General features: G+C 67.1%; 23 protein-coding genes. 14 read left to right on the plus strand and 9 right to left on the minus strand.

Annotated features, from left to right (window positions below):
- Positions 1-6: 6 nt before the first annotated feature.
- Positions 7-870 (plus strand): phytanoyl-CoA dioxygenase family protein, encoded by an 864-nt coding sequence (locus OQ789_RS13390; protein ID WP_324686399.1) that lies wholly within the window; start codon positions 7-9, stop codon positions 868-870.
- Between the two features lie 36 nt (positions 871-906).
- Here OQ789_RS13390 and glnA read toward each other — a convergent pair whose 3' ends face one another.
- Positions 907-2,343, minus strand: a complete 1,437-nt coding sequence (glnA, locus tag OQ789_RS13395; RefSeq protein WP_324686401.1) for a type I glutamate--ammonia ligase — start codon at positions 2,341-2,343, stop codon at positions 907-909.
- Between the two features lie 247 nt (positions 2,344-2,590).
- Here glnA and OQ789_RS13400 point away from each other — a divergent pair, with 247 nt between their 5' ends.
- Together OQ789_RS13400 and OQ789_RS13405 are read left to right on the plus strand one after the other, a co-directional pair.
- Positions 2,591-4,582, plus strand: a complete 1,992-nt coding sequence (locus OQ789_RS13400) for an NAD-binding protein (RefSeq protein WP_324686402.1) — start codon at positions 2,591-2,593, stop codon at positions 4,580-4,582.
- A 121-nt stretch (positions 4,583-4,703) separates the two neighbouring features.
- Positions 4,704-6,344 carry an LCP family protein gene (locus OQ789_RS13405; RefSeq protein WP_324686404.1) on the plus strand — a complete coding sequence of 547 codons (1,641 nt, stop codon included), beginning with the start codon at positions 4,704-4,706 and terminating at the stop codon, positions 6,342-6,344.
- Between the two features lie 6 nt (positions 6,345-6,350).
- On the opposite strand, the gene OQ789_RS13410 is transcribed toward OQ789_RS13405, so the two are convergent.
- Positions 6,351-7,904 (minus strand): serine hydrolase domain-containing protein, encoded by a 1,554-nt coding sequence (locus OQ789_RS13410; protein ID WP_324686406.1) that lies wholly within the window; start codon positions 7,902-7,904, stop codon positions 6,351-6,353.
- 147 nt (positions 7,905-8,051) lie between these two features.
- On the opposite strand from OQ789_RS13410, the gene OQ789_RS13415 reads away from it, so the two are divergent.
- Positions 8,052-8,756: a M15 family metallopeptidase gene (locus OQ789_RS13415; RefSeq protein ID WP_324686408.1), complete on the plus strand. Its 705-nt coding sequence runs from the start codon at positions 8,052-8,054 to the stop codon at positions 8,754-8,756.
- A 27-nt stretch (positions 8,757-8,783) separates the two neighbouring features.
- Entirely contained in the window at positions 8,784-9,287 is a 504-nt protein-coding gene (locus OQ789_RS13420; protein ID WP_324686409.1) for a DUF2505 domain-containing protein, read from the plus strand.
- Here OQ789_RS13420 and OQ789_RS13425 read toward each other — a convergent pair.
- Positions 9,271-9,591 carry a hypothetical protein gene (locus tag OQ789_RS13425; protein WP_324686410.1) on the minus strand — a complete coding sequence of 107 codons (321 nt, stop codon included), beginning with the start codon at positions 9,589-9,591 and terminating at the stop codon, positions 9,271-9,273. The two genes, OQ789_RS13420 and OQ789_RS13425, sit on opposite strands and share 17 nt — an antisense overlap.
- A gap of 49 nt (positions 9,592-9,640) precedes the next feature.
- Here OQ789_RS13425 and OQ789_RS13430 point away from each other — a divergent pair, with 49 nt between their 5' ends.
- Together OQ789_RS13430 and OQ789_RS13435 are read left to right on the plus strand one after the other, a co-directional pair.
- Positions 9,641-9,799 (plus strand): hypothetical protein, encoded by a 159-nt coding sequence (locus tag OQ789_RS13430; RefSeq protein ID WP_324686412.1) that lies wholly within the window; start codon positions 9,641-9,643, stop codon positions 9,797-9,799.
- 51 nt (positions 9,800-9,850) lie between these two features.
- Entirely contained in the window at positions 9,851-10,288 is a 438-nt protein-coding gene (locus tag OQ789_RS13435; RefSeq protein WP_324686414.1) for a nitroreductase family deazaflavin-dependent oxidoreductase, read from the plus strand.
- 15 nt (positions 10,289-10,303) lie between these two features.
- Here the strand turns inward: OQ789_RS13435 and OQ789_RS13440 are convergent, their stop codons facing one another.
- Positions 10,304-10,930: a hypothetical protein gene (locus tag OQ789_RS13440; protein WP_324686415.1), complete on the minus strand. Its 627-nt coding sequence runs from the start codon at positions 10,928-10,930 to the stop codon at positions 10,304-10,306.
- A 796-nt stretch (positions 10,931-11,726) separates the two neighbouring features.
- Here OQ789_RS13440 and OQ789_RS13445 point away from each other — a divergent pair.
- Positions 11,727-12,476 carry a hypothetical protein gene (locus tag OQ789_RS13445; protein ID WP_324686417.1) on the plus strand — a complete coding sequence of 250 codons (750 nt, stop codon included), beginning with the start codon at positions 11,727-11,729 and terminating at the stop codon, positions 12,474-12,476.
- A 106-nt stretch (positions 12,477-12,582) separates the two neighbouring features.
- Positions 12,583-13,950: a cytochrome P450 gene (locus OQ789_RS13450; protein WP_324686418.1), complete on the plus strand. Its 1,368-nt coding sequence runs from the start codon at positions 12,583-12,585 to the stop codon at positions 13,948-13,950.
- A 9-nt stretch (positions 13,951-13,959) separates the two neighbouring features.
- Here the strand turns inward: OQ789_RS13450 and OQ789_RS13455 are convergent, their stop codons facing one another.
- A complete protein-coding gene (locus OQ789_RS13455) occupies positions 13,960-16,083 on the minus strand; it encodes an Rv1355c family protein (protein ID WP_324686420.1) in 2,124 nt (707 codons plus the stop codon).
- A gap of 137 nt (positions 16,084-16,220) precedes the next feature.
- On the opposite strand from OQ789_RS13455, the gene OQ789_RS13460 reads away from it, so the two are divergent.
- Positions 16,221-16,829: a class I SAM-dependent methyltransferase gene (locus OQ789_RS13460; RefSeq protein ID WP_324686422.1), complete on the plus strand. Its 609-nt coding sequence runs from the start codon at positions 16,221-16,223 to the stop codon at positions 16,827-16,829.
- Here the strand turns inward: OQ789_RS13460 and OQ789_RS13465 are convergent, their stop codons facing one another.
- Positions 16,830-18,689 carry a putative bifunctional diguanylate cyclase/phosphodiesterase gene (locus OQ789_RS13465; protein WP_324686424.1) on the minus strand — a complete coding sequence of 620 codons (1,860 nt, stop codon included), beginning with the start codon at positions 18,687-18,689 and terminating at the stop codon, positions 16,830-16,832.
- A 51-nt stretch (positions 18,690-18,740) separates the two neighbouring features.
- On the opposite strand from OQ789_RS13465, the gene OQ789_RS13470 reads away from it, so the two are divergent.
- Positions 18,741-18,923, plus strand: a complete 183-nt coding sequence (locus OQ789_RS13470; protein ID WP_324686426.1) for a hypothetical protein — start codon at positions 18,741-18,743, stop codon at positions 18,921-18,923.
- A gap of 72 nt (positions 18,924-18,995) precedes the next feature.
- On the opposite strand, the gene OQ789_RS13475 is transcribed toward OQ789_RS13470, so the two are convergent.
- The 3 genes from OQ789_RS13475 to OQ789_RS13485 form a co-directional block, all read right to left on the minus strand.
- Positions 18,996-19,280, minus strand: coding sequence for a WXG100 family type VII secretion target (locus OQ789_RS13475; RefSeq protein ID WP_324686427.1), 285 nt, complete (start codon positions 19,278-19,280; stop codon positions 18,996-18,998).
- Positions 19,281-19,311: 31 nt separating this feature from the next.
- On the minus strand, positions 19,312-19,608 hold the full coding sequence (locus OQ789_RS13480; RefSeq protein ID WP_324686428.1) for a WXG100 family type VII secretion target: 297 nt from the start codon (positions 19,606-19,608) through the stop codon (positions 19,312-19,314).
- Positions 19,609-19,727: 119 nt separating this feature from the next.
- Positions 19,728-20,927: a PPE family protein gene (locus OQ789_RS13485; RefSeq protein WP_324686429.1), complete on the minus strand. Its 1,200-nt coding sequence runs from the start codon at positions 20,925-20,927 to the stop codon at positions 19,728-19,730.
- 645 nt (positions 20,928-21,572) lie between these two features.
- Here OQ789_RS13485 and OQ789_RS13490 point away from each other — a divergent pair.
- The 3 genes from OQ789_RS13490 to OQ789_RS13500 are packed head-to-tail and all read left to right on the plus strand — an operon-like array spanning position 21,573 to position 25,627.
- A complete protein-coding gene (locus OQ789_RS13490) occupies positions 21,573-23,390 on the plus strand; it encodes an FAD/NAD(P)-binding protein (RefSeq protein ID WP_324686430.1) in 1,818 nt (605 codons plus the stop codon).
- A gap of 5 nt (positions 23,391-23,395) precedes the next feature.
- The gene (locus OQ789_RS13495; RefSeq protein ID WP_324686431.1) at positions 23,396-24,670 is read left to right on the plus strand and encodes a hypothetical protein; all 1,275 of its coding nucleotides are present in this window, start codon (positions 23,396-23,398) and stop codon (positions 24,668-24,670) included.
- Between the two features lie 3 nt (positions 24,671-24,673).
- A complete protein-coding gene (locus OQ789_RS13500) occupies positions 24,674-25,627 on the plus strand; it encodes a homoserine O-acetyltransferase/O-succinyltransferase family protein (RefSeq protein ID WP_324686432.1) in 954 nt (317 codons plus the stop codon).
- Position 25,628 lies beyond the last annotated feature (1 nt).

A 25,628-nucleotide genomic window follows, 5' to 3' on the forward strand; every position in this document is an offset into this window, starting at 1 on the left:
GCACCCATGAGCATCGACGACGAATCCCTGACCACGCTGGAGGACCTGCGCGGCGATCTGGCGCAGCGGTACCGGCGCACACCGACAGGTGGCAGCTCGGTAGACAGCGCGATCGTCGAGGCCGACATGGCGGCGCTGGAACACGACGGCTACGTCATCTGGGAAAACCTGCTCAGCGCCGGCCAGTGCGCGCAAATCCGCGAGGTGGTGCGCCCCTGGCTGGGGCACACCGGACGCAACAGTTTCGAGGGCCTGCGCACCCAGCGGATCTACAGCGTGCTGAGCAGGACCCGGGACTGCGACCGGCTGGTCGATGACCCGCGGGTGCTGGCGGTGCTCGATCGGCTGCTGATGCCCAACTACCTGCTTTCGGCGTTGCAGGCCATCAACATTCAGCCCGGCGAGGCCGCGCAGCTGGCACACCACGACGATGGCTTCTACCCGATTCCGCGTCCCCGGGCCCCGCTGGCGGCCGCGACGATCTGGGCCATCGACGACTTCACCGCCGACAACGGCGCCACCGTCGTCTACCCGGGCAGTCACCGCTGGGGAAAACGCCGGCCGGGTCCGGACGATGAGGCCCGGCCCGTCGTCATGCCCGCCGGATCGTGCGTGTTCTTCGTCGGCACCCTGTGGCACGGCGGGGGCGCCAACACCACGCAGCGCGAGCGCCTGGCCGTCACCGCGCAGTACTGCCAGCCGTGGCTGCGCCCGATGGAGGCCTACACCCTGTCGATATCGCGCGACATCGCACGCGCGGTCTCCGGCGACATCCGCCGGATGCTCGGCTACAGCATTCACCCGCCGTTCGTCGGCAACGTCGACGGCCTGCATCCGTTGCGGCTGTTGGAAAGCCGGCCGGAGTCTTAGTAGCCAGGCCCCTCCCGGACCGGTAGCGGCGCCGGTTCACACGTCGTAGTAGAGCGCGTACTCGTAGGGGGTGACGCGGAGATTGAACGGCGCGATCTCGTAATCGCGCTTGTAGTTGATCCACGTGTGGATCAGGTCGGGCGTGAACACGCCTCCCTCGGTGAGGTATTCACTGTCTTCCTCCAAGCGGTCGATCACCGCGGACAGCTGCGTGGGCGCCTGTGGGATGTGCTCGGTTTCTTCCGGCGGCAGTTCGTAGAGATCCTTATCGATGGGGGGAGGCGGCTCGATCCTGTTCTTGATGCCATCGAGCCCAGCCATCAGCATGGCCGCAAACGACAGGTAGGGGTTGCCCGACGAGTCGGGGCAGCGGAACTCGAGCCGCTTTGCTTTCGGGTTGTTCCCGGTGATCGGGATACGCACGCACGCCGAGCGGTTGCGCTGGCTGTACACCAGGTTTATCGGAGCCTCATAGCCCGGAACCAGCCGCTTGTACGAGTTGACCGTGGGATTGGTGAAGGCAAGCAATGACGGTGCGTGGTAGAGCAAGCCGCCGATGTAGTGACGGGCGACGTCCGACAGGCCGGCGTATCCGTCCTCGTCGTACATCAGCGGGCAGCCGTCCTTCCAGAGCGACTGGTGGCAATGCATACCGGAGCCGTTGTCGCCGAACAGCGGCTTGGGCATGAACGTCACGGTCTTGCCGGCCTGCCATGCGGTTTGCTTGACGATGTACTTGTACATCTGGTGGTCGTCGGCCGCGTGTAGCAAAGTGTTGAACTTGTAGTTGATTTCGGCTTGGCCGCCGCTGCCCACTTCGTGGTGACCCTTCTCCAGCAAGAAGCCCGCGTTGGTGAGGTGGGTGAGAATCTCGTCGCGCAGATCGACATAGTGGTCGGTGGGAGCGACCGGGAAGTACCCGCCTTTGGGGCGGACCTTGTAGCCGCGATTGAGGCTGCCGTCGGGCTCGGTCTCCTCCCCGGTGTTCCACCACCCAGATGTCGCATTGACCTTGTAAAACGAAGTATCGGTGCGCGAGTCGAACTTCACCGAGTCGAAGATGTAGAACTCTGCTTCCGGGCCGAAGTAGGCGGCGTCCGCAATGCCGGAGTTGATGAGATAATTCTCCGCCTTGCGGGCGACGTTGCGCGGGTCGCGTGAGTAAGGCTCGAGGGTGTATGGGTCGTGAACGTGGAAGTTCAAGTTCAGCGTCTTGGCGACACGGAACGGATCGATCGTCGCGGTTTCCGGGTCGGGAAGCAGCAGCATGTCGGACTCGTGGATCGATTGGAATCCCCGGATCGAGGAACCGTCGAACGCCAAGCCGTTCTCGAATACGTTGTCGTCGAATGCGTAGATCGGAATCGTGAAGTGCTGCATGGTGCCTGGCAGGTCGCAGAAGCGGACGTCGATATATTCAATGTTCTCGTCCTGGGCGAGCTTGAAGATATCGTCGGGCGTCTTTTCGGACACATAGGCTCCCTTGCTTGATCCGGGCAGACAACAACCGCAAGTCACGCGTGCTCCACCGCCGTTTTTCCCGCAGAACTCGCCTTTACCAAGTCTTTTCAGGCGGAGAGAACTGACTCGGGACCTTTCTCTATACCACTGCTATTTCGCCTGCGTGACGATGATGAGTCCAACTTGTTGCGGCCGGCGCGCGCAACTTGTCCTCGACCGGGTCCGGGTTTCGGCCGGCCGACATGGTAAGCGACTTCGGTTGCGCAACAGTGGTGTTCAGTCTGGCTGTCGGTCATCGATCCTCCGGTGGCGCCATCCAGCGCGGTGGCCGATAGTCATAGGAACGAGATACCGGCGCGTGATTACGCGTATCAACGGAGGTGGCAGCATCATGCCGAACGACGTACGGGAACGGCCGAATGTTGCGACGAGCCGTGGTAGCGATCGAACGAGGCACCCGGATCGCCGCGAAACGGGTCAGCTCTTTCAGTTCCATCGAGAGATCATCGTCAGCGGCGACGATGCGCTGTCGAGGACGATCGCCGAGGAGCTGAGGGGCGCGGGCGCACGAATAATCAAAATCAACACCGCCGCCGACCTGCTCAGCGCCGGGGTGAACCGCGCGCGCGCCGTAGTCTGTGCTGGACCCAATGACGCGTTGAATCTCGAAATCGCGTTATTAGCAAGAGAATTCAGTCCTAGTGTGCGTGTGGTGGCACGTCTGGCCAACGATGTGCTGCGCGGAGCGGTAACCGCAGTCAACGGTCCCGGAGCGATCTTGGACGTCGCCGACCTTGCGACACCATCGCTCGTCGAGGCCGTTCTCTCGCGTAACGCCCATCAGTTCCGCACGGCAGGACTCGAATTCGTGGTGTGCGGAGGCGAGGCACCGTACGAGGCGACGCTGCGCGAAATCTACGCCGACCTGGCCCCGGTGGCCGTCGTCCACGGCAAGAACTCACCTACTCCGGGCGAGGTGGTGCCGTGCCCGGGGCGGGATCTGCACGTCTACGCCGGCGATTGGACCTCGATGATCGGCGTGAAAGACGAATTGGAAGCCCGCGGGATCACGGTGCCTCCGCCGACCGCGAAGCGATCTCGCCACTCTCGAGTCCGACGGGCAATCGATGCCGCGCGTGCGATGCGCGACGACGTGAATCCGATGCTCTTCTCCTTGCTGGCATTCGCGCTGTTGTTGACGCTCGGCTCGGCCGCCGTGGTGCGCTTCGCCTATCACAACCCGCCGATGTCCTGGATCGATGCCCTGTACTTCGCCTCCGAGACGATTACCGGCGTGGGCTATGGCGATTTCAGCTTCGCCCAACAATCCCCCTTGCTGCGACTGTTCGCCGTCGTGCTGATGTTCGGCGGCGTGACCGTTACCGCCGTCCTGGTCGCTTTTCTTGCGGACCTGTTGCTGTCGCGGCGCTTCCTGCAAACGGCCGGACTCCGACGCGCCCGCCATATGCGCGATCACGTCGTCGTCATCGGACTCGGTTCAATCGGTGTCCGCGTCGTCACCGACCTGACAGCCGCCGGATACGACGTCGTCGTCATCGAGGAGGACGAGAACAACCGCTTCCTGTCAACCGTGGCCGAACTCGATGTGCCCGTGATTTTCGGAGACTCAGCGATGCGTCAGACGTTGGAATCAGCGCGCGTCGATCGCGCCCGCGGTGTTGCCGTGGTGAGCCAGGACGACATGGAGAACATCGAGACCGGGATCGTCTTGCTGGAAATCCTGGGACCCGATACCAAGGTGCCGATCGTCATGCGCGTCCAAGGCCGTGCATTGAGCAATGCGGTGAATCGGCGGTTCGGTTTTGAGAACGTGCGGTCGATCGTCGACCTTGCGGCACCTTGGTTCATCGGTGCCGCGATGGGCCTACAGGTGCTCGGGACGTTTTGGGTCGGGCAGCGCTCCTTCATGATGGGCGCGATGCTGGTCGCGGCGGGCAGCGAACTCGATGGACTGCGCATGGCGGACATGTCGACCCAAACGCGCGTCATCGCAATCACCCGTCCGGAAGGGCCGGTCAGCTTGCGTCCGCGCCGCGATGCCCGACTGAAAGCCGGCGACACCGCTTACCTCATCGGCCCTTACCGCGAGCTGATCGCGACGCTGCGCAAGGGTCAGCCTCCGCCGCTGACCGCAATCAACAGCGAGCACGCGGCGGCACTGGCCTCCGCCCGTTCGCCGCGCAGGACCAACGTCCGCCGACCAAGGTGGGCGCCCGATCCGGACGCCTGACGAGCTGACCGACCCAGCCTCGGTGGGATCGCAGACCAGAACAGGTCGTAGCCCAGATGCAGCCGTCACCATCCGCAATGCCGGTTAGACCCGCCGCTGCCTGGCTATTCTCAGTTCTGTCATGACGCGTCAAGCCGGCCCGTCCGGCGAGCGAGAAGCACATTCGCGGACGGCGGGGTGCCGGAATCGCCGGCACCGCAACCACAGGATGGTGGCCGGTGCCAAAATGCTGGCCGCGTTGGTATCGCTGGTGGTCATCGCCGCCGTCGGCGTCGCCTGGCACGCCTACCGCAGGGCCTCGGCGGGCATCACCCGATCCGAGGCATTGGCCGGTGAGCCCGCGCCGACCGGAAGCGACCAGAACATCTTGATCATGGGCCTGGACAGCCGCCGCGACCAGCACGGACAGCCGCTGGCTCCCGACCTCTACGACGCGTTGCACGCGGGCAACGAGGATTCCGCCGACGGCGACTCCGACGCCCTCATCGTCGTGCACCTGCCCGGCGGCGGTGGCCCGGTCACCGCGATCTCGATCCCACGCGACGACTACGTCGATCTGGCCGGATGCCCGACCACGGATTGCCGCGGCAAGATCAAGGAGGCCTACAGCTACGCCTACCAGCGGGTGATGTCCGGCCACGGTTCCGGCAGCTCGCAGCCGAATCCGGCGCCGCCGCAGGGACAAGTCGCGGCGGCTGAAGAACAGGCGGCGCGGGAGGCGGGCCGCAAAGCCGAAATCAGCACCATCAAGAGCCTCCTGCAGATCCCGATCGACCACTTCATCGAGGTCACCCTGGCCGGTTTCTTCCAAATCGCACAGGTGGTCCAACCGATCACGGTGTGCCTCAACGCCGACACCTCGGACCGCGACTACTCCGGCGCGGACTTTCACCGTGGCGCGCAACAGATCAGCGCAACCCAGGCGTTGGCCTTCGTCCGGCAGCGCCGCGACCCCGACGACGCGGCGTTCACCGACCTCGATCGAAGCCGCAGGCAGCAGGCGTTCATCGTCTCGGTGATCAGCTCGATGCGCCGCGATGGCACACTGTCGGACCCCGCCCGGCTGCGCGCCCTGTTGGACGTCGCGAAGCAGAACGTCGCCGTCGATGCGGCCTTCGACTTCGACGGTCTGCTGCGAAATGCGTTGGCATTCCCCAACAGATCGGTCGCGCTATACACGTTGCCGGTCGCCGGCTTCGGCGAACTCTCCGACGGCGCCTATGTGAACTTCATCGACATACCCACCATCCGCTCCATCGCGCGCAACCTGATGGGCGCCGATTCACCGACGACGCCGTCGCCCAGCACGGCAGCGCAACCGGACGGTGGCGCGCAGGGCGGCGCCGGCAGCATCACGCTCGACGTCGTCAATGCCTCCGGCCGGCAGGGCGAGGCGGCAAGCCTCCAAATACTCTTGGCGACAGGGACATTCGGTGCGGGCCAGCTCAGCACGGCCGACTCCACCACCGAGACGAGCAACGTCAGCTACGGAACCGGTGCGAAGGTGGCTGCCACCGAGCTCGCCGACCAATACGACATCAGGGCGACCGCATCCTCGGCCGTCGCCCGCAACACGGTGCGGCTCACCGTCGGGACCGACTACTCCCGGTTCGACCGCCGACGCTACGACACGTCGGAATCGCCGACCCCAACGTCCGCGGCCCCCGTCAGCACGGTGCCGGCCACCGGCACCGGCACGCAAGAACCGGCCGTCACCAACCTTTCACGCATGACGGCCGACGGCGTTCCCTGCGTGAAATGACAAGATTCACGGTGTTTTCCGCGGCGCGGGCGCCGCGGCCGACGGCGCGGCGCCGTACAGCTGCAAGGCCCGCGCCGCCGCGGTGGCCACCGCGCCCCTGAGATTCGAGATGGGAGGGCTGCCCCGTAGGTGGATCGAGTTCGACAGCAGAACGACGTAGGTATCCGAGCCCGGGTCGATCCACAGCGTGGTTCCGGTGAACCCGGTGTTGCCGAAGCTGCCGACGGGAAAGACCGTGCCGCGCGGCCTGGAATAGGCCGTGTCGATGTCCCAACCGAAACCGAAGAGGCTCTGGCCCTCGATCGCCGGATAGTGCGGGACGTGAGCTTGTTGAGCGGCACGGTTCGCCGCCCCCACTTGCCCGGCGGTGTGGCCGGGCTGCTGGGGAGCGGTCATCAGACCGAGAGTCGCAGGGCGCAAAGGGAATTCGCTCGGACGGTCGGCCAGCCGGTCGAGTAGTGCCTGCGCGAAGATGCCGACATCGTGAGCCGTCGAGAACAACCCGGCATTGCCGGCCACTCCCCCCATCCGGCGCGCCGTCGGGTCATGCACCGTACCCCGAAGCAGGGCAAAGAAATCCGGATTCTTGCCCGGGTCGTCCCTGCTCTCCTCGTCGCGCGCCGTCGGCGCGATGCGCGGCAACAGGTCCGCGCTCCATGCTTGCGCGGGACAATTCGCCGGCCGGTCTCCCGTGGGCGTGGCGGCCCACGCGATGGCCGCCCCGCGCACCGCGTGCGGGCCGCAGGCCTTGGCCACCGGAAGGTAGCGGGTGTATTTCAGACCAAGCGGCGCAAACACATTGCGTTGCACGTAGGTGTCTTCGGCCTCGCCCGCAGTCTTCTCCAGCAGCGCGCCCAGCAGAATGTAGTTGATGTCGGAGTACCGGAAAAGCTCACCCGGATGCGACTGTAGCGGCGTGGCCAGCGCGCGGCGAATGCCTTCCGCCTTGTCGGGCCCGGCCAGCCCCCACGGGTCCGCCAGGTTGACATCGATGCCCTCGCCGGAGGTGTTGGTCAGCAGCATGCGCACCGTGACCTGGGCGCGCTGTGGATCGTTGGTCGTGTTGAAGTCGGGCAGATACTTCTGCACCGGATCGTCGAACGCCACCTTGCCCTGTTCGTAGAGCTGCATGATGGCGATCGCCGTGGCCAGGCATTTCGTCAGTGAGGCCATGTCGAAGATCGTGTCCTCGGTCATCGGCTCCGCCGGTGCGGGCGATCCATCGAGCCCCGGTTCGCCCGCGAGCTTGCGCGACCCGTAGGCCTGGTGGAAGACGACCTGGCCGCCGTGCCCGACCAGCACCACGGCCCCGGGCAGTTCGTTGGCCGCGATCGCCTCGTTGATCAGCGTGGAGACGGTGGCGAATTCGGGGGCGGGGGCCGGCGCGGCGGGCGCAGGCGCGGGCTTCGGCGCGGGCGGCTGCGGGCGGTCGGCCACCGGGGTGTGTGCGGTGAAGACCCACGGGGAAGCCGCGACGAGGGCAAGCAACGCGACGGCGACCACAACCGCCTTGCGCAGCGATGGTGGCCAGGACGTCCACCCGCCACGGACTACCGGCATAGGGCAAGGGTAGGTCGACGCCCCCGCCGGCATCCACCGCGCCGCCGCGTTCGCCGCAAAGTGGCTGTTGCACATCGGATTAGGAGCGGGGTGCCGTAGCGTTGAGGACCCCGGCTCGCAACACCCGGTCGCGAGCGGTCTCGTTCGATGGAGCAAAGCGGTGCGGACCCCTCCCCGGTGACCTCCGCCAGGTTGCGGATTGCCGCGGTGGCAGCCACGGCCGCGGTCACGCTGACGCAGTGCACGGCCGCGCCGCCACCGCCTGTCGCCGGGCCATCGTCCACCCCGGCGCCTGCCGGGGGCGCCGTTCGGCCGGTCACCGCGGCGGAGCTCGGTGCGAGCTGGCAGCCGGGCTGCCCGGTGGACCCCAGCCGGCTACGACGGGTCGGGGTCGACCACATCGGTTTCGACGGCCGGACCCACCGTGGTGAGCTGATCGTGCACCAGGACCTGGTGCCGGACGTCGTCGCGATCTTCGCGCAGCTGTACCGGCGCGGCTTTCCCATCGAGAAGATCCGCACGGCCGACCACTATCCGGGCGCCGATGACGAGCTGTCGATGGAGGACGACAACACGTCGGCTTTCAATTGCAGGCGCATTCCGGGAAGCGGCCACTGGTCTCGACACGCCTACGGCCGCGCCGTCGACCTGAATCCGCGTCGCAACCCGTGCGTCTACGCCGACGGCACCTTCGAGCCGCACAACGCGGCGCAGTACGTGGACCGCGGCCGCAGCGACCCGGGGGTCCTGCACGACGACGACCCCGTGGTGCGCGTCTTCACCGACCGTGGGTGGCGCTGGGGCGGCCACTGGAGGGCGCCGGTCGATTATCAGCATTTCGAACGGCCCTGAACGGGGCCTCTGTCAGAATGGATGCATATGTCGTCCTCATTCGACGTCTCGACCGAGTCGCCCGCCAGTGTCGAGCAGATCCACGCCGCGTTCGCCCGCGAGGATTATTGGCGGGCCCGCATAGCCGGTAACGCCGACATCACGCTGGATTCGCTGGTAGTCGACGCCGACGACGCGGTGACCGTGCGGGTGACCCAGCACATCGGTCGTCAGCTGCTGCCCGGGCTGGCCGCCAAATTCGTCAAAGGTGACCTGCGAATCGTGCAGAGCGAGACTTGGCGACCGAACGGTGACCGGCAGCTGCGGGGGCAAGCCCGCATCACGGCGTCGGGCGGGTTGGGGTCTGGTCAGGTGGAAACCTGGCTGGCACCGGCGGACGACGGCGGTTGCCAAGCGCGCTCCGCATTGCGGGTCGAGGTGAAAATCCCTTTGGTGGGTGGCAAATTCGAGAAAGCCATCGGATCCGATCTGGCCGCGGGCATCCCCGAGATACTGCGCTTCACCACCACGTGGATCACCGAGAACACCTGAAGGCAGGATTCGACGGCGCACGCCGGAGCGGCGGCCGTGCGCCAAGAGCAGCTCGGTGGTGAGGTCGGCGGCGGGATGACCGGTGCGCCCAGTCGATGAAGCCGGCGAATACCTCCCCGTCGGCGAGCTTGGCATCGGTGTTGTCCGTCATGCGTCCGCCACGCGTGGTCCGAACGAACTTCTCGCCGTCCTCCTGGACCCGGCGCTGATAGTCCGCGGGGATGCCGAACAGCATGCCCCCCACGCGCAGCGGCATGACGGCGCCGAGGTCCTTGACGAAGTCCAGCCGTTCGCCGCCGGCCAACGGGTCCAGGCAAGACCCAGGGTTCCTCCGAATGAGAGACAATTGCCTGATGCCCAGCGAACCCGCACACCGAACGCCGGCCACCGGCCACCCCAAGCGGGTGCACGTCACCCCCGAGGACGTGGAGCGGTTCGGCGACGAGGAGCAGGTGCGCGAGGCGTCCGACGAACGCCGGCTGCGCGACGAGCGACCCCCGCATCACCACTAGCCGGGCGCACGGCACTGGCGAATCTCGACGCCACTGGGTGAGACTGGGGCTATGAGTCTGGTGGAGAAGGTGCTGTCGCAGGTGCTGCGGGTGCACGACGCGGTATATCAGAAGACCAACGGCTGGATCGGTCACCGCACCCTGTGGATACCAAGCCTGCTGCTGCATACCGTCGGCGCGAAGACCGGCAAACAACGCACGACGTCGCTGACCTACGCCCGCGACGGTGACAACTATCTGGTTGTCGCCTCCAAGGGAGGTGCACCCGAGGCTCCCGGCTGGTATCACAACCTCAAGGCCGATCCGGACGTCGAGATCAACGTCGGCCCAAGGCGTTTCGCCGTCACCGCACGACCGGTGCGCTCCGGTGATCCCGACTATCCGCGGCTGTGGCAGATCGTCAACAAGAACAATCAGAACCGGTACGACGAGTATCAGAAGAAGACGTCGCGCGCCATTCCCGTCGTCGTGCTGGCCCCGAAGCGCTAGAACGAACCGGAAAGCTCAAAACGTCCAACTCTTGCGCGGATCGACGACGAAGCCGTGTCGCTGCGCGGTGGCGTCACCGTGATTCTGACTGAATCCCCTGACCACCACGCACGCGACAACAACGCCTTGCACGCCGCAGGTGATCTGGTCGCCGCCCATCAGGGTTCCGCCCGCGCCCAACACGACTTTCTGGCCCGATGCCAGGGGCTTCCCGTTCAGCTTGTCGGCGGCGGGAGGCGTGTTCTGGTCGAATTGCGCGCCGACGTCGCTCGCGTAGACATGGTTCGCCGCAGGGTCCGCGCCGGGAATCGTCCCGTAGCAGGAGGCCGCCGTGTCGCCGAGGCTGCTCCACATCGCGCACTGCACGCCGGACGGGCCGGTAAAGGTCGCCAGCGGATAGATGCCCTGGTTGTCGCCCACGTGATCAGCGGAGACATCCGACAACCCGTCCAGGTTCGGAAAGCCCGGCGGTGGCGGAGCCAGAGCGACGGTGCTGGACAGCGGTCGGGATACATCCACGGGGATCACCGCGGGCGCGGGACTCCCGGACGGATGCCCCATGACCATCGTCACCGTGGTGGCCGCGAGCAGCAACGCGACCACTGACCCGACCCGTGCCCTGGTGTGAGTTCCCACCGTCATCGCGGGATCCTTTTCGACGAAACCGACAGCACGACGCTACTGCCTGACGGTCAACAATGGTGCCCGCATTACAGAAGTGATGAGACGCGCTGTTACCGAGCACTGCCGTTTGACGAGATATCGTGAGTCACCGGCGCGGCAATGATGAAGTCGAAAATCTTTCAATTAATTGCGGTGATCCAATGACGCACAGAACGGCGAAGACGCATTTGCGCATTATGCCGAAACCATTCGGCTCGGCACTCCTGCACGGCACGGAATGCGAGCCTTGACCTGCCCGGATGCGAAACGCCCCGCGTTTGGGCAAACGGTGACACGTGAGCGGATTGTCGTCGACGGGCGACGAAGAAGTTGCTGCCGACCGCACTGCGTAGTCCCCTTGCGCCCAGCAAACTTGCACGAGCGTCCAACTTCTTGGGAACGCGCCGTCGGCCGACATTTCGCCCGGACGAGAGACTCGTCTGCAAAGCCGCCCGCGCTGTCAGCACGTTCGCGCGGGCCCCGTGGGCCGTACGGCTAAAGTCTCACGATTCCGCCAACATTGACCCGGTTTTCGTTTCTTGGATTGGAAAAGAGCCAGACGGATGGTCATCATCTTGCATTGGGAATATGATGACGACGGTCTGCTACGCTGTTTATATTGCCTGGAGTCTAGATTCTGGCAAAGTATTAAGGCGATAGAACGACTAGGGTTAGCTTGCAGGGATATGGTTTGTAAATCCGGATATATTCATCCCCTGAGTCTAGAAAATTCGCAAAAACCAACCAAAAGTCCGCATCCGATAGGAAGATGTTTATGGCTGTGATTCCGCTGCAAGCCGCAGGCGTCGATGGATTCCGCCTTGAGCAGGGCCTCAGCTGGCACGATCCCGATATCGGCTGCACGCTGGTGGTTTCGCAGCCGACGACGGACCCTGATCTGTGGGCTGAGTACTCCGTCGGCGCGCATCGCAGCTATCGCAAACATGGTGTCGAGTGCGCTCTGGACCTCGACGCGTTGCGCAGCGGTGCGGACACCATCATGTTCTTCGGGGTGATCGACGACGCCGGGCGGATGGTGGCCGGTGTCCGGGCCAAGGGACCGCTGCGGTCCGCGGAAGACTCGCACGCGCTCGTCGAATGGGCCGGACAACCCGGCCAGGGTGCGGTCCGCAACGCGATCAACGATCGGGTGCCCTTCGGTGTTCTGGAGATGAAGTCGGCATGGGCGGCCGACGCCGCGGACCGCAGTTCTGAACTCACCAGCGCCGTGGCTCGCAGCGCCTTCCACATGATGGCCCTGCTGGACATTCAATTCTGCATGGCCACAGCCGCGGCCTATGCGCTGAACCGGTGGCGGTCCTCAGGTGGGGTGGTGGCAAATATTCCCGCGACGCCGTACCCCGATGAGCGCTATCAAACCAAGATGATGTGGTGGAATCGGCGCGACTTCGTCAATCACGCGCAGCCGGCGCAGGTGGCCAAGATCCTCCAAGAGACACATCAATTAACCCAACAGTTGTATAGCCGGCAGGAGACCGAAGCGCCGCTATTGGATGAAGCGTAATTGCGCATCATGACGGCACCGGCGCGACATGTTTGATCGGTGTTGTCGTCGTGGGTCGCGGCTGAGAGCGCCAAGCCGCTGATGCAGTCGCGGTACGCTCGACGCTGTGTCCGTCAGGGACTCGACTCGTGACATTGCCGCGCTGCCGTTGGCCCCGAAGAACCCGCTGCCGTATCGCGAGCGCCTGAAGGCGGTCAGGGTCTTCCACACCGGGGTGGACAGGCTTCGCGATGCGGGCGGGCCGGTCACCCGGGTCATCTTGGGACCCAAGTGGCTGATGCCACCGATCGTCGTCGCGACGTCTCCGCAGGCCATCCACGACATCGTCAGCGTCAGAGACGGTTCCATCGACAAGACGAGCACGGTCACTACCGAGCTCCGCCGGTTGCTCGGCGGAAATCTGTTCGTGTTGCCGCACGCCGAGTGGCTGCCGCGCCGCCGCACACTGCAGCCTGTGTTCACCCGCCAGCGTGTCCGCCAGTTCGGGGGCCACATGGCCGAGGCGGCAGAGGCGGTGTGCGCCTTATGGCGCGACGACGCGGTGATCGATCTGGATGCCCAGTGCCGCTTGTTGACGATGCGGGCGCTGGGCCGTTCGGTGCTGGGTCTGGACCTCGATGAACGAAGCGACGCGGTCGCCGAACCGTTGCGTGTCGCAACCAGTTACGCCGTGCGGCGGGCGCTGCGTCCGTTGCGCGCGCCGCACTGGATGCCCACGCCGGCGCGGCGGCGGGCGCGTGCGGCGGTGGCCACGATTCGTGCGCTTGCGGACGAGATTGTCCAAGCGTGCCGCAGCGACCCGGCCAGGGACGCACCGTTGGTGCGGGCTCTGATCGCCGCGACCGACCCCGAGACCGGCCAGCCGTTGTCGGACAACGCCATTCGCGACGAGATGATCATCTTCCTGTTCGCGGGTCACGACACCACCGCGACGACGCTGACCTACGCGCTGTGGGCGTTGGGCCGACGGCCCGACTTGCAGGACCGGGTGGCGGCCGAAGTCGGGCAACTCGGCGATCGGCAACTAGCACCCGACGACGTGCCGCGGTTGGGCTTTACCGTCCAGGTGCTCCAGGAGGCGCTGCGGCTCTGCCCGCCGGGTCCGACAGGCACCCGGATGGCGGAGCGCGACGTCGCAGTTGCCGGCTTTCGCGTTGAGGCCGGCACGATGCTGGCGGTCGGAAGGATGGCGGTGCAGCGCGATCCGAGCCTCTGGGATAACGCGCTGGCGTTCGATCCGGACCGATTCGGTCCCGAGCGTTCGCAGGGCGGCGACCGTTGGCAGTACGTCCCATTCGGCGGCGGCCCGCGCTCATGTATCGGGGATCATTTTGCCATGCTGGAAGCTGCACTGGCGCTGGCCACGATCGTGCGGCGGTTCGAGATCCGTTCTCTGGAGGACGATTTCCCGCTCGCCGTGCCGTTCACCATGGTCGCGGCGGCGCCGATCCGGGCGCGCGTGCGGCGCCGCTGACCTTCCGGATCAGCCGATCCGGACGCGGTCCAGGCGCCGCCGGCTCTTCACCGTCGCCGGTGGCCCGACGGCGAACCGCAATACCAGCGCGATGGAATCTTCGGCGGGGACGCGGGCCAGCCGCCCGAATTCGCGCCGCGACTGCTCTAGCCGATCGACGAAAGCATCTGAAAGACAGTCGGTTTCGGCGCGGTCGTGGGCGTAGAGGAACACCGGCGAAACCGGCTGGACCGATAATCCTCGCTGCTGGGCGATGATCCAGACAAGCTCGACCGCCGAGCCACCCTTCGCATAGTCGCGCAGCGTCTGCCCGTGAACACTGACAACGGCCAGCGCAGAACTCGCCGATATCCGGTCGCGCATGTCTTCACCCAGGGCGCTGCCCGCATCCCACCGGGCCAGATGGCCCATGACGTCCGGGCGGCGCAGGATGTCGAGCACCGCGAGGTCGCCGTCATCGAGTTCCAGGCTGAGCACGTCGATCCCGGTGTCGGGATCAGGATCCCCGGGCCAGCGGAGTTCGGAGACCATGTCCTGATGCAGCCGTGGCGTCAGGTAGCGGATGCGATCGGATTCGGCCAGAATCGTTGCCGCATGGGCAATGTCGTCTCTGTCGGTGAGCAGGCGTAGCGCCGCACCTTCCCGGCGGGCGGCGGCGGTGAGCGCGTCGACGGTCGCGGTGTCGATCGGTTCGGGACTACCGTGATGGCGGTTGGTTTCGCGGGCGAGCATCGTCCGGTAGAGACCGGCGAGGTCGGGGTCGGTGCCATCGGCCAGCGTCAGGACGGCGCGCAACTGCGGCCCCTCGGCGCGCTCGGTCAGCGTGACGGACCCGAGAACATGGTGGGCCGCGGCCGCGACTCGGGCATTCAACACGGCGGCGCCGAGCGCGACGGCGCTGCCGCGCAAGCCGACGTCCATCATGGAGTTGCCTTGAGCGTCAAGCTCGATCGTGATGCCGGCGGGGGCGGCATGGACACGCCACGGTTGCACGTTGCCGCCCGACGGGGCGCGGATCGCGGCAGCGGCCACCGCGCCCGCGGCCCCGGGCAGTTCCGGCGTTTCATGACGCTCTTCCGGCGCGGGGCGCTCCCGGGCCATGTCGGGCTCGTCGAGTTGTTCGAGGGCCGAGGCGACGTCGATGCGGACCCGGCCGGAGCGCAGTTCTTCTCCGAGCCCGATCCTGCGTGCGGCCTCGGTGACGACGGAGGCGCCGAGCACCACGTCCGAGGCCAGTTGCGGCCAGGTCGACAACGAGCGGTCGATCTCCACCAGCGACGCGGCGACGCGCGGCGACAACCGTTCGGCTTCGAGGTGACGCAGGACGTGCCGAACCTTCTCGCGGCTGCTCATGCCGGGCAACAACGCCAGATCCAGCTCGCCCAGCAGGCCATGCAAGATCGGGCGTCGGGGGTCGTGGTCGAAGCGCTCCACATCAATCAGCCCGCGATCGCTCGTCGCCATCAGCACGGGGATCCCGCGCGCGCGGGCGGCCACTCGAAGCGCCGCCTTCATATCGAGCGCGTCGCATTCCTCGACGAGAATGTCCAATCCGTCGACAAACTCGTCGATGGTCTCCGGCGTGAGCCCGGCATCGTAAACCTCGACCGGTAGATACGGATCAAGCTCGGCGATCCTGCGCGCGGCCACATGGGCTTTGTTCACGCCGAGGTCGAGCACGCCGGCGGGCACCCGATTCAAATTGGAGAGTTCGAGGCGATCGAAGTCGGCCAGGCGAAGGCCGCCACACACGCCCTCGGCGGCCAGGGTGTGTGCGATGACGTGGCCGACGCTCAGGCCGGCGACGCCGATCCGCAGCGCACCGAGCCTGTCCTGCTCGCGCGGGGTGATGTTGTTGCGGTTACGGTCCAGGCGCACCGCGCGAAACCCGCGCGGGCCCAGCACCGCAACGGCCGTCCTCCGCCATGCGAAGTAGGCCCACCGGGCCGGCTCCGCGACCAGCTCATCGTCGGGGCGGGGGCGAAGGCCGCCCAGGTTGGCCCGTTGCGCGTCGAGATGGTCGATGAACACCACGCCGGGATCTGCCCGGAGCCGCTGCAACGCGGAACCGTCGGCAGGGTCTGCGGGGTCGAGAATGTGCGCTCTGTAGGCGCTTTCATCGGGCTCGTGCATCGTGCTCATTGTGTACCGTATCGCGTGCCCCGACGCACCCCCCTCGGTCGCCACGACCAGACGGGAGGCCCGCTGACATTGACGTCGCGCCGAGGCGCGTTGTCGCGGGTGGTGACGAAGATGCGATCATGACGGCTATGGCTTCGCGACACACCCGCTTCCGGTTCTTCTATCGAGTCGGCTTCACGCCGTGGGAGGGCCATGCCCTGGGCCAGGGCCTGCGTGATCTGGTCGAGGGCACCCCTGACACAGCCCCGCTCCCAACGGGTTCGGCGCTCGATGTCGGGTGCGGCACCGGAGACTCCTCCATTTATCTCGCCCAACGCGGCTGGCACGTCACCGGTGTGGACTACGTCGCGAAGCCGCTCGCCAAGGCGCGCGCCAAGGCAGGCGCCGCGGGAGTATCGGTCGACTTCGTCCACGCGGACGTCACGCAGTTGAGTCAGTCGGGCATCGGGACCGGCTTTGAGCTGATCGTCGACAACGGCTGTCTGCACAACATGAGCGGGGACGATCGCGAGGCCTACGTCCGTGAGGTCAGCGCCCTGGCCGCACCCGGCGCGCGGCTGTTGATCGTCGCGTTCCCGCCCGGTGGAAGGTTCGGCGTGCCGGGCATCGACCACGCCGAGATGGAACGCCGATTCGCCCAGAACTGGACTTTGTTGTCCACGGGCGAAGAGCGGGAGCTCGATGAGAAGACGCCGACGCGCTACTACCTGTTCGAGCGGCGCCCCGCCGATCGGTGATCACGCGTCGAACGGCACATCCCGCATGGCGGAGAAGTCCATCGATATTGCCCCCTTGGCGAGCAGCGACTCCATAGCCGCGCTGTCCAGCGGACGGGACAGCAGAAAACCTTGCGCCCGACTGCAGCCCAGTTCAACCAGCGTTTTGGCGGCGGCGACGGTCTCGACGCCCTCCGCGACGACCTCGAGTTTGAACGCGTCCGCCAGGGCGACAATCGCCTGCACGATCGCCAGATCATGCGTACTGGAGCCGAGATCGAGCACGAATCCCTTGTCGATCTTGAGCGTGTCGACCGGCAGCGACTTCAGATAAGCCAGCGCGCTGTAGCCGGTACCGAAGTCGTCGATAGCGATCTGTACGCCAATGTCTTTGAGCTGGGCGAGTGTTCGCCGCGTGGTGTCGATCTCTTGGACCACAACCCTTTCCGTGATTTCGAGACACACCGCTTTGGGGTCGATCGCGAACTCGTTGAGGGTGGCGGCGACGTCGCTGACAATGTTGTTCGCGACGAGCTGCATCGGCGATATATTGACCCGCAGCGTGGCGTCGGCCCCCACGCCGCGTGACCGCCACAGTCCGAATTGCAAACAGGCCGAACGCATTACCAGACGGCCGAGCTTTCTGGCCAGATTGATCGATTCGAGCACACCGATGAACGACTCGGGCATCAGTAGCCCACGGGTCGGGTGTTGCCAACGGATCAGCGCCTCGGCCCCGAGCACCTCGCCGGTGCGCATGTCGAACTCGGGCAGGTAATGCAGCACCAGGGCGCCGTTGTAGCTGTCGGTCGTCCCTTCCAGCTCCAGTTCGATGTCATTGCGAATGGTGTCCTGCTCGGACATTTCCGGGCTGAATGCCGCAACCCGGGCGCCACCGGAACTCTTCGCCGATCGGGTGGCCTGGTCGGCGCGGCGCAGGAGATCGGAAGTGGTGTCGCTTCCCGGCATGCCGGTGACGACGCCGACGGTCACCGAACGGCTGAGCTTCTCGCCGTCGATAACGACCTGCTTGTGAACTCGGTCCTGTAGCCACTTGGCAAACGCGACGGCGCTTTCGGTGTCCATCGGCGCGGACGGCACCACCACAAGCTCGTCGCCGCCAAGCCGGGCGGTGACCGACGAACCCTCCGCCGCCTCGCGCAGCAGGTCGGCGAAGCCTTTGATGAACCGGTCGCCTGCGCTCTGACCGAGGTGCTCGTTGACCACCTTGAAGCGGTCCAGGTCGAGGAACAGTATCGCAACCGGGCCGGGCCGACCCTCGGCCAGTCGTTTGTCGAGGTGGGTGATCAGCGCCCTGCGGTTCAGCAGTCCGGTGAGATCGTCATGCTCGGCCAGATAGCGGACCTGCTCCTCGGCGGCCATGCGGGCCTGCAGCTGCGCGAACAGCGTGGCGATCGTCTGCAGGGCATTGAGTTCCTCCGGTAGCCATTCGCGATCGCCGTACTTGACGAAGCCCAGCGTGCCGGTGGTCAGGTCCCCGGACAGCATCGGCACACAGGCCAACGAAACGGCAGCCACGCCGGTGCCCTCCGCAATGTTCTGTTGATAGTCGGCGTTCGTCGGCTCGGGGCGCAAAATGTAAGGCTCCCGGTTCTTTTCGATCAGTTTGAACACCGAGTCGGCGTCCGCGAAATACACCACACCGATCGGGTCGGGGTCGAGGTTGCGCGCCGGCCATTCGGCGACGAGCACTGTCGCGTGAATCTCGTGGTCATTGCGGCGCAGAAAACCGGCGTCCACACCGAAGTGGCCGACGAGATCACCGAGGATCCGTTGGCTGATAGCGGCAGAGTTACTCGCATCGGCCGCCATCAACGCGGCGGCGACCGACGTCACCAGATCATCCAGGGATCCCGACATCCCTATACGGTAAACGTTTCCGGCCCTCCAGCCGACAATCTCGGTGATGTTGTGACGCGCACCCAGCGAAACGCGGCCGGCTGGGGCGAGTCGCTGCACCCTTGGATCCGGCACGTCGGCGCCGGCGAACGGGCCGTCGCGGCCGTAGGCGGGGGGCTCCCCGGGCGGCTGGGCCGCATCAGCGGATGCGTGCCCGGCCGCCGTGGCGTGGCCACCGAACGAAACCCGTTGTAGCGCAATGCCACGCCATCGTGACGCGGCAACACGCGCAGTTCCCGGGTGCGCCGGCGGAGTGAGAGCGGGCGGTCAGGCCCAGCTGGAGCCGACCGCGCTGTCCGTGCTCGCCATATTGCTGCCCGCAGTCTGCACCTTTTGCCCGTGGGCGTTGGCCTGCTCATAGATCACCTGGAAGTTGCGACCCAAGTCGGTGATGAACTGCTGGCACGCCACCGACCCGGCCCCGCCCCAAAAGTCCCCGGCCGCAAGCACATCGCGGACGATGGCCTGGTGCTCGGCTTCCAGCGATGCGGCCTGGGCACGGATGAGGGCGCCGTGGGCGTCGACATCGCCGAACTGATAATTGATAGACATCTCGTTCTCCCGATCTAAAAAAGTCGCGCGGCTAACTGCTCAGAATCTGCATCGAGGCTTGCTCTTGCTGCTCGTAGTTGTTGGCGTCACGGATCAGCCCGTCACGCACCCCGTGCAGCATGTTCACGATGTTGGTGAACGCCTGGTTGACCTGGCCCATGGTGTCGTATGAGGTCAGCTGGGCCTGCCCGCCCCAACCGGCGCCGGCGATGTTCTGCGAGGACGCCCACATCTTGCGAGCCTCGTCGGACACCGTCTGGGCGTGCAGCTCGAAGCGGCCCGCCATCGCCCGCATCTCGTGCGGGTCGGTCATGAAACGCATAGGCATCTTGATGCCTCCTTACTTCAAAGCTTGGACATGATGGATACCGACAAGCCGGGCGGATCCGCGACCCCGCATCACCGCCGGCCGAAAACGCTCAGATGGTCCCCTTTCCCTGTCGATCCTCAACCGGCGTACACCGCGTCCGGAACCATCGCCGGACGGTAGCCGATCGTGAGCCGGGGCGGGGTCGAAGATCCCGTGCCGCGCTGCGCGCCGGCCGTCATCGGCATCCCGCTCGGCATCGCCCCCGGCGCCCCGGCCGCGACCGCGGGAGTCGCTCCGGCGCCCGGTAGCGCCGGGGCGACCGGGCTGACTGTCGGCGCGGCCGAGGCCCAGCCCGGTGGCACCGAGAGCACGCCGACGGTGGCCGCCCGGCCCGCGCCCGCGGTCACGGTGGCGCTCCCCAGGGCGGGCGCGCCGACGACGCCCGTCCCCGGACCGAAGCCGGTCAGCGAGGATTTGAACACCGGCAGGCCGGCGACACCGGCCATCGGATTCACGGACTGCATGAGCGCACCGGCCGGACCGAACATCGATGCCGACGAACCCGCACCCGACACCATGCCGGCGCCCGACGTGAGTGTCGTCGACGACGACGTCAGGGTCGTCAACATCGACAGCTGCGACGCCGACGACGTCGAGGACATCGACGAGGCACCCGAGGTGAGGCCGGCGTCGGGCAGCGCGGCGGCGGCGGGAGTGGACATCGCCGACGTCAGCGGCGCCACCGTCTGAGCGGCTGAGCCCGCGGGCGTGGCGCCGGCCTGGGCAACCTCGGCGGATTGCGCGCCCCCCGCGGCGGTGATCTGCGGCGGATCGGCGAACGGCGTGAACGTCGACGCGGTCTGCGCCGCAGCCTGATAGGCATACATCGCCGCAGCGTCCTGGGCCCACATCTCCATGTACTGGGCCTCGGTGGCCATGATCGCGGGAGTGTTCTGACCGAGGAAGTTCGTCGCGATCAACGCCATGAGCAACGCACGGTTGGCCGCAATCACCGGCGGGGGCACCGTCATCGCGAATGCCGCCTCGTAGGCGGCGGCCGCGGCCGTGGCCTGCGCACCCGTATCCGCGGCCTGCCCGGCAGTCGCCGCTATCCACGACACGAACGGCGTGGCCGCGGCCGCCATGCTTATCGCCGACGGCCCCAGCCACACGCTCGCGAGATCGGAGATCACCACCCCGTAGGACAGCGCCGTCGAGTACAGCTCGGCGGCGAGAGCGTCCCAGGCCGCCGCGGCGGCCAGCATCGGACCCGACCCGGGCCCGGCGTACATCAACCCGGAGTTGACCTCCGGTGGCAGGGCGGCGAAATCCAGCATCTAGCGACCGCCGGATCGATCGGCCCCGGTGATCGCACATGCCCCCGTCCGGGCGCTGACCGCACGGCACAGCTGCGCGGGCACGGCGAACGGCAACATGTGCTACTCCTCCCGGATACGGACCTACCCCTGTGGGCCCCCGCACAGCCGCTGCGATGACGTTGCGACCGCAGCGCACGGCCGGGTACCAAACGCAGATTCTGTTTTCGGTCACTATACATACTTTTCAGATGTTCTCAATGGCTGAGCAAACTATAGGTCTACTCCACACGGCAGACAGACGCCGGCGGTCGCGGCCGGCCGTGCCATGACCGACAGACAGGCGGTCTACTACAGCGGCAATCTTGCGGGCTACCTGCCGGTTTCGGCCTATCACCCGACTATATGTCGCTTGATCTCTTTATTTTTGGTCTAATGGTATGTAATCTATCCGATCAAGTGCACAGTGGTATAGCGATATCGCGCACTCGAGCGTCGACAGCCCGGTTGGAGCTGATTGCGGTAGGAGGGGCACGTGTCTTTGGGGACCACACAGGCAGCAGCGCTGCCGTCGAGGGCTGCAGATCCCCGGCCGCCCGCGGACGCCACCGTCCTTCTTCCCGCCTCGAACCAGCCGGCACACATGGACCGGATGGGACGCGTCCGATGATCGAGATGGCCATCGTGGGACTCGGCTCGTGGGGTCTGTGCGTGCTGGAGCGGACCGTGAGCCGGGCCCGGCAGACGGGCACGCGCGTGCGGGTGCACGTGATCGAGCCCGCTCAGCTCGGCGGCGGGGTTTACTCCGCCGAGCAGCCCGACTTCCTGGTGCTCAACAACGCCTGCGGTCAGCTCTCCCTCTACGTCGCACCCGACGGGGGCGCGCTCCCCCCCTACGCCGTGGGACTGCACCCGTGGGCGGTGGTCCGCGGCTACCGCTGGGTGGGCTACGAGTGCCGGATCGGCGCCGGGGGCAGCCCCATCCTGCCCACCGACTACCTGCCCCGGCGATTGATGGGCGAGTACCTGGTCTGGTTCTACGACACGCTGGTGGCCTACGCCCCGCACAATCTCGAGATCGTCCGGCACTACGCGGCGGCCATCGACATCTCGCAGGCGCTGGCGGGGCGCGAGGCGGTGCTGCTCGACAACGGCACCACCCTCACCGTCGACCATGTGGTGCTCACCTCGGGACACACCGGCAACCACGAGCACCGGGCCGACGGGGGCCTGCGCTACCTGCAGCCCTACCCCATCGAGTGCCTCGACCAGAGCGCTGCGGCCGGCTCCTCGGTGGCCGTCGCCGGCATGGGCCTGGTCGGCTTCGACATCCTCACGGCCCTCACCATCGGACGGGGCGGGACCTTCCGGGACCGGTGCGACCGGGCCGACCGGATGCGCTACGTGCCCTCGGGCCGCGAGCCCAGGATCACCCTCTACTCGCGCTCGGGGGCGCCGTACTGCGCCAAGTCGGCCACCGGCGTCGACCCCTACGGCCAGTACCAGCCGGTGGTGTGCACCCCCGAGGAATTCGCGGCGCTGACCAACCCGGGCGGGTCGCCGGCGCGGCGCCACGTGGACTTCCGGGCCGAGCTTCTCCCGCTGATCTTCGCCGAGATGCAGGCGCGCTATTACATCCAGGCCGCCGAGCTGGCCGGGGGCGGCGCCGAGTCGGCCGAGGTACGCACCGTCCTGCGCCAGGGCTGGATCGACGGCCACTACGAGAAGGTCGTCGACGGTCTCGAGCCACGCTACGGGCGATTCGACCCGGCGAGCCATCTGTTCGCCGGATCGGACCGTCACTACGCCTCGGCCGCCGACTACCAGGGTCAGGTCTACGACATGATCGACGACGACCTGACCGAGGCCCTGCGCCCGGGGGGCAGCCCCGTCAAGGCGGCCCAGGAAGTGCTGCGCATCCTCCGAGACCAGCTGCGATCGGTCATCGAGTTCGGCGGCCTGTCCCTCGACTCCTACGTCGAGTTCCAGTCACGCGTCCGGGGTCGCATCAACCGCCTGGAGGCGGGCGTGCCGCCCATGCGCTCCCAGCAGCTGCTGGGGCTGCTCGACGCCGGGGTGGTACGCATCCCGCTCGGGCCCGGCCCGGAGTTGGCGCCCAGTCCCGACGGCGTCCGCCTGAGCTCGACCGCCCTCGACGAGCCGGCCAACGTGCTGGTCGACGGGGTGGTGCGGGGCCATCTCGACATGCCATCGCTGGCCCGTTCGGGCTCGCCGCTGCTCAACCGTCTATGCGCCAAGGGCAGGCTGACGCAGCTCACCTACGGCGACACACCCGTCGGCAGCGTGGCCATCAACGAGAGCTTCCACCCCTACGACTCCGAGGGCCGGCTGCAGCCCAACATCTCGTTGCTGGGCGTGCTCACCGAGGGCGTGCGCTACTTCACCCACTACCTACCCTCGCCCCGCAGCCGCCTGCGCGCCGTCTACGACGCCCAGGACTGCGTCGAAGCCGTGATCGGCTGACCACCATGACGGACTTCACGACCGGGCGGGCGCGGCCGCTGGTGGCGGTGGGCTACGGGCCCCGCTGCGTTCCCGTGATGCAGCTCGCCGAGGCGGCCGCCGGCCTCTGCGACCTGCTGTGGATCATCGACACGGCCGTGCCGGGGATGCGTGAGATGACCGCCCTGCTCAACCGGGTCGGCCCCATCGTCGACATCGAGGGCATGAGCGTCGAGCAGGCGGTCAAGACCCTCGGCGACTGGGAACCCGCGGGCATGACAACCTTCCTCGATGCCAAGATGGTCGAATTGGCCTGCGTGGCAGACGGATTGGGCTTGCCCTTTCACAGCCCGGCGACCGCGGCCGCCCTCACCGACAAGGCACGTCAGCGTCGCGCGCTGCGCGACGCCGGCCTCGACACGCCCCCGTGCCACCTCGTCCGCCCCTATCAGTCCGAGCGCGAGCTCGCGGCCGTCGGCGCCCAGATGAGCTGGCCCGCCGTCCTCAAGCCCCGCTCGGCCCAGGGCAGCCGCTACACCTTCTTGGTCCGCGACACCGCCGAGTTCGACCAGCTGCTCGGCGCCCTCGGGTCGCGCCGCCCCGACATGGTTCTCGAGGGGTACCTGCCCGACGATCCGGCCCGGGCCGGCGGGCCCTACGCGGGCTACGTGTCGGTCGAGAGCGTGGTGGCCGACGGCATCGTCAGCCACCTGGCCCTGACCGGCCGCTTCCCGCCGGCCGGAAACTTCCGTGAGACCGGCTTCTTCATCCCCGCCGCCCTCGACGAGGCGAGCCGCTCGGCCGTCCTGGACCTGGCCACCAGGGCCATCGACGCCCTGCGGGTACACACCGGCTGCCTGCACACCGAGGTCAAGTTCACGCCCGACGGCCCCCGCATCATCGAGGTCAACGGGCGCGTGGGCGGCGGGGTGCCCGAGATGCTGGAGCGGGCCGCCGGCGTCAGCCTGCTGGACCTCACCCTGCGGGTGGCCCTGGGCGAGCCGGTATCGGTCGACGGGCCCGTGGCCACCGAGCGCGTCGGCTACCGCTTCTTCCTCCAGCCGCCGACCGTCTCGGCCACGGTGACCGCCATCGAGGGCATCAACGACTTCACCGACCGCGCCGAGGTGGACACGGTCAGCGTCCACCAGGGTCCCGGGGCCGCCCTGGACTGGCGGGACGGGTCCGGCAACCACATCGTGGCGGTGGTCGGCTCGACCGATGACGAGCAGCAGTTGCAGGCGGCCTACCGGCTCCTCCACCAGGAGGTCACGGTGAGCTACACAGACGTGAGGTATTGAGCGGTGAGCGTGAGACTGGCCGGGGCCCGCCACCCCGCGGCGCCGAAAGAGGCCGACGGGCCGGTGCCGCGGACGTGTGCGCTGGTCAACAACATGCCCGACGCCGCCTTCGACGCCACCGAGCGACAGTTCGTGGGTCTGCTGGACGCCGGGTCCGGGGGCGAGGACATCGTGGTGACCCGCCACACCATGGCCGGGGTCCCGCGGGGCGAACGGGTCAGGGCCCGCATCGCCGCCGAATACCGGCCTCTCGACGACATTTTCGCCGGCCCGCCCGACCTGCTGGTGGTGACCGGCTCCAACCCGGTCGAATCGCGCATCGAGGACGAGCCCTACTGGTCCGAGCTGTGCAGCCTGCTGCGGTGGGGGTCCGAGACCGTGCCGGCCATGCTGCTGTCCTGCCTGGCGGCCCACGCCGCGCTGGCCGTCTTCGACGGCCTCGAGCGGATCACCCTGCCCGCCAAATGCGCGGGCGTCTTCGCCCAGCAGGCCGACCCGACCCACCCGCTGACGGCCGGGCTGCGCGGCCCTGCCGTCCTGCCTCACTCACGGCTCAACGCCGTGCCCGTAGCGGAGGTGACCGCCGCCGGCTACGCGGTGGCGTGGCAGTCCGAGGAGGTGGGCTGGAGCGTGGCCACCAAGACGGTGTGCCGCTCGCAGGTGGTGCTGGCCCAGAGCCATCCCGAGTACGATCCGTCGAGCCTGGTGCGCGAGTACCACCGCGATCTGCGGCGCTACGCCGGCCATGAGCGAGACGAATTGCCTTGCCTTCCAACGGATTGCGTGGAGGGCCCGGACTGGGAGGAGCTCCGCCTGCTGCACAAGCGGGTGATTGGCGGCGAGCGGGACCCGTCGCTGGTGGCCGCCTTCCCCTTTGACGAAATCGGCGCCCGCGCCCCATGGCCATGGCGCGACGCGGCCCTGGGGTTGTACGCCAACCTGTTGGCCACCATCTGAG

The organism is Mycobacterium sp. 94-17 (genome assembly GCF_035617725.1).
GTDB lineage: Bacteria > Actinomycetota > Actinomycetes > Mycobacteriales > Mycobacteriaceae > Mycobacterium.

What these genes read in the sequence shown, in the direction of transcription:
- OQ789_RS13410 (WP_324686406.1), bottom strand. Translation starts at nt 7,904, where the DNA reads ATGCCGGTAGTCCGTGGCGGGTGGACGTCCTGGCCACCATCGCTGCGC.
- OQ789_RS13420 (WP_324686409.1), top strand. Translation starts at nt 8,784, where the DNA reads ATGTCGTCCTCATTCGACGTCTCGACCGAGTCGCCCGCCAGTGTCGAG.
- OQ789_RS13455 (WP_324686420.1), bottom strand. Translation starts at nt 16,083, where the DNA reads ATGCACGAGCCCGATGAAAGCGCCTACAGAGCGCACATTCTCGACCCC.
- OQ789_RS13435 (WP_324686414.1), top strand. Translation starts at nt 9,851, where the DNA reads ATGAGTCTGGTGGAGAAGGTGCTGTCGCAGGTGCTGCGGGTGCACGAC.
- OQ789_RS13480 (WP_324686428.1), bottom strand. Translation starts at nt 19,608, where the DNA reads ATGCCTATGCGTTTCATGACCGACCCGCACGAGATGCGGGCGATGGCG.
- OQ789_RS13445 (WP_324686417.1), top strand. Translation starts at nt 11,727, where the DNA reads ATGGCTGTGATTCCGCTGCAAGCCGCAGGCGTCGATGGATTCCGCCTT.
- OQ789_RS13475 (WP_324686427.1), bottom strand. Translation starts at nt 19,280, where the DNA reads ATGTCTATCAATTATCAGTTCGGCGATGTCGACGCCCACGGCGCCCTC.
- OQ789_RS13485 (WP_324686429.1), bottom strand. Translation starts at nt 20,927, where the DNA reads ATGCTGGATTTCGCCGCCCTGCCACCGGAGGTCAACTCCGGGTTGATG.
- OQ789_RS13430 (WP_324686412.1), top strand. Translation starts at nt 9,641, where the DNA reads ATGCCCAGCGAACCCGCACACCGAACGCCGGCCACCGGCCACCCCAAG.
- OQ789_RS13415 (WP_324686408.1), top strand. Translation starts at nt 8,052, where the DNA reads ATGGAGCAAAGCGGTGCGGACCCCTCCCCGGTGACCTCCGCCAGGTTG.
- OQ789_RS13495 (WP_324686431.1), top strand. Translation starts at nt 23,396, where the DNA reads ATGACGGACTTCACGACCGGGCGGGCGCGGCCGCTGGTGGCGGTGGGC.
- OQ789_RS13390 (WP_324686399.1), top strand. Translation starts at nt 7, where the DNA reads ATGAGCATCGACGACGAATCCCTGACCACGCTGGAGGACCTGCGCGGC.
- OQ789_RS13405 (WP_324686404.1), top strand. Translation starts at nt 4,704, where the DNA reads ATGACGCGTCAAGCCGGCCCGTCCGGCGAGCGAGAAGCACATTCGCGG.
- OQ789_RS13465 (WP_324686424.1), bottom strand. Translation starts at nt 18,689, where the DNA reads ATGTCGGGATCCCTGGATGATCTGGTGACGTCGGTCGCCGCCGCGTTG.
- OQ789_RS13490 (WP_324686430.1), top strand. Translation starts at nt 21,573, where the DNA reads ATGATCGAGATGGCCATCGTGGGACTCGGCTCGTGGGGTCTGTGCGTG.
- OQ789_RS13440 (WP_324686415.1), bottom strand. Translation starts at nt 10,930, where the DNA reads ATGACGGTGGGAACTCACACCAGGGCACGGGTCGGGTCAGTGGTCGCG.
- OQ789_RS13460 (WP_324686422.1), top strand. Translation starts at nt 16,221, where the DNA reads ATGGCTTCGCGACACACCCGCTTCCGGTTCTTCTATCGAGTCGGCTTC.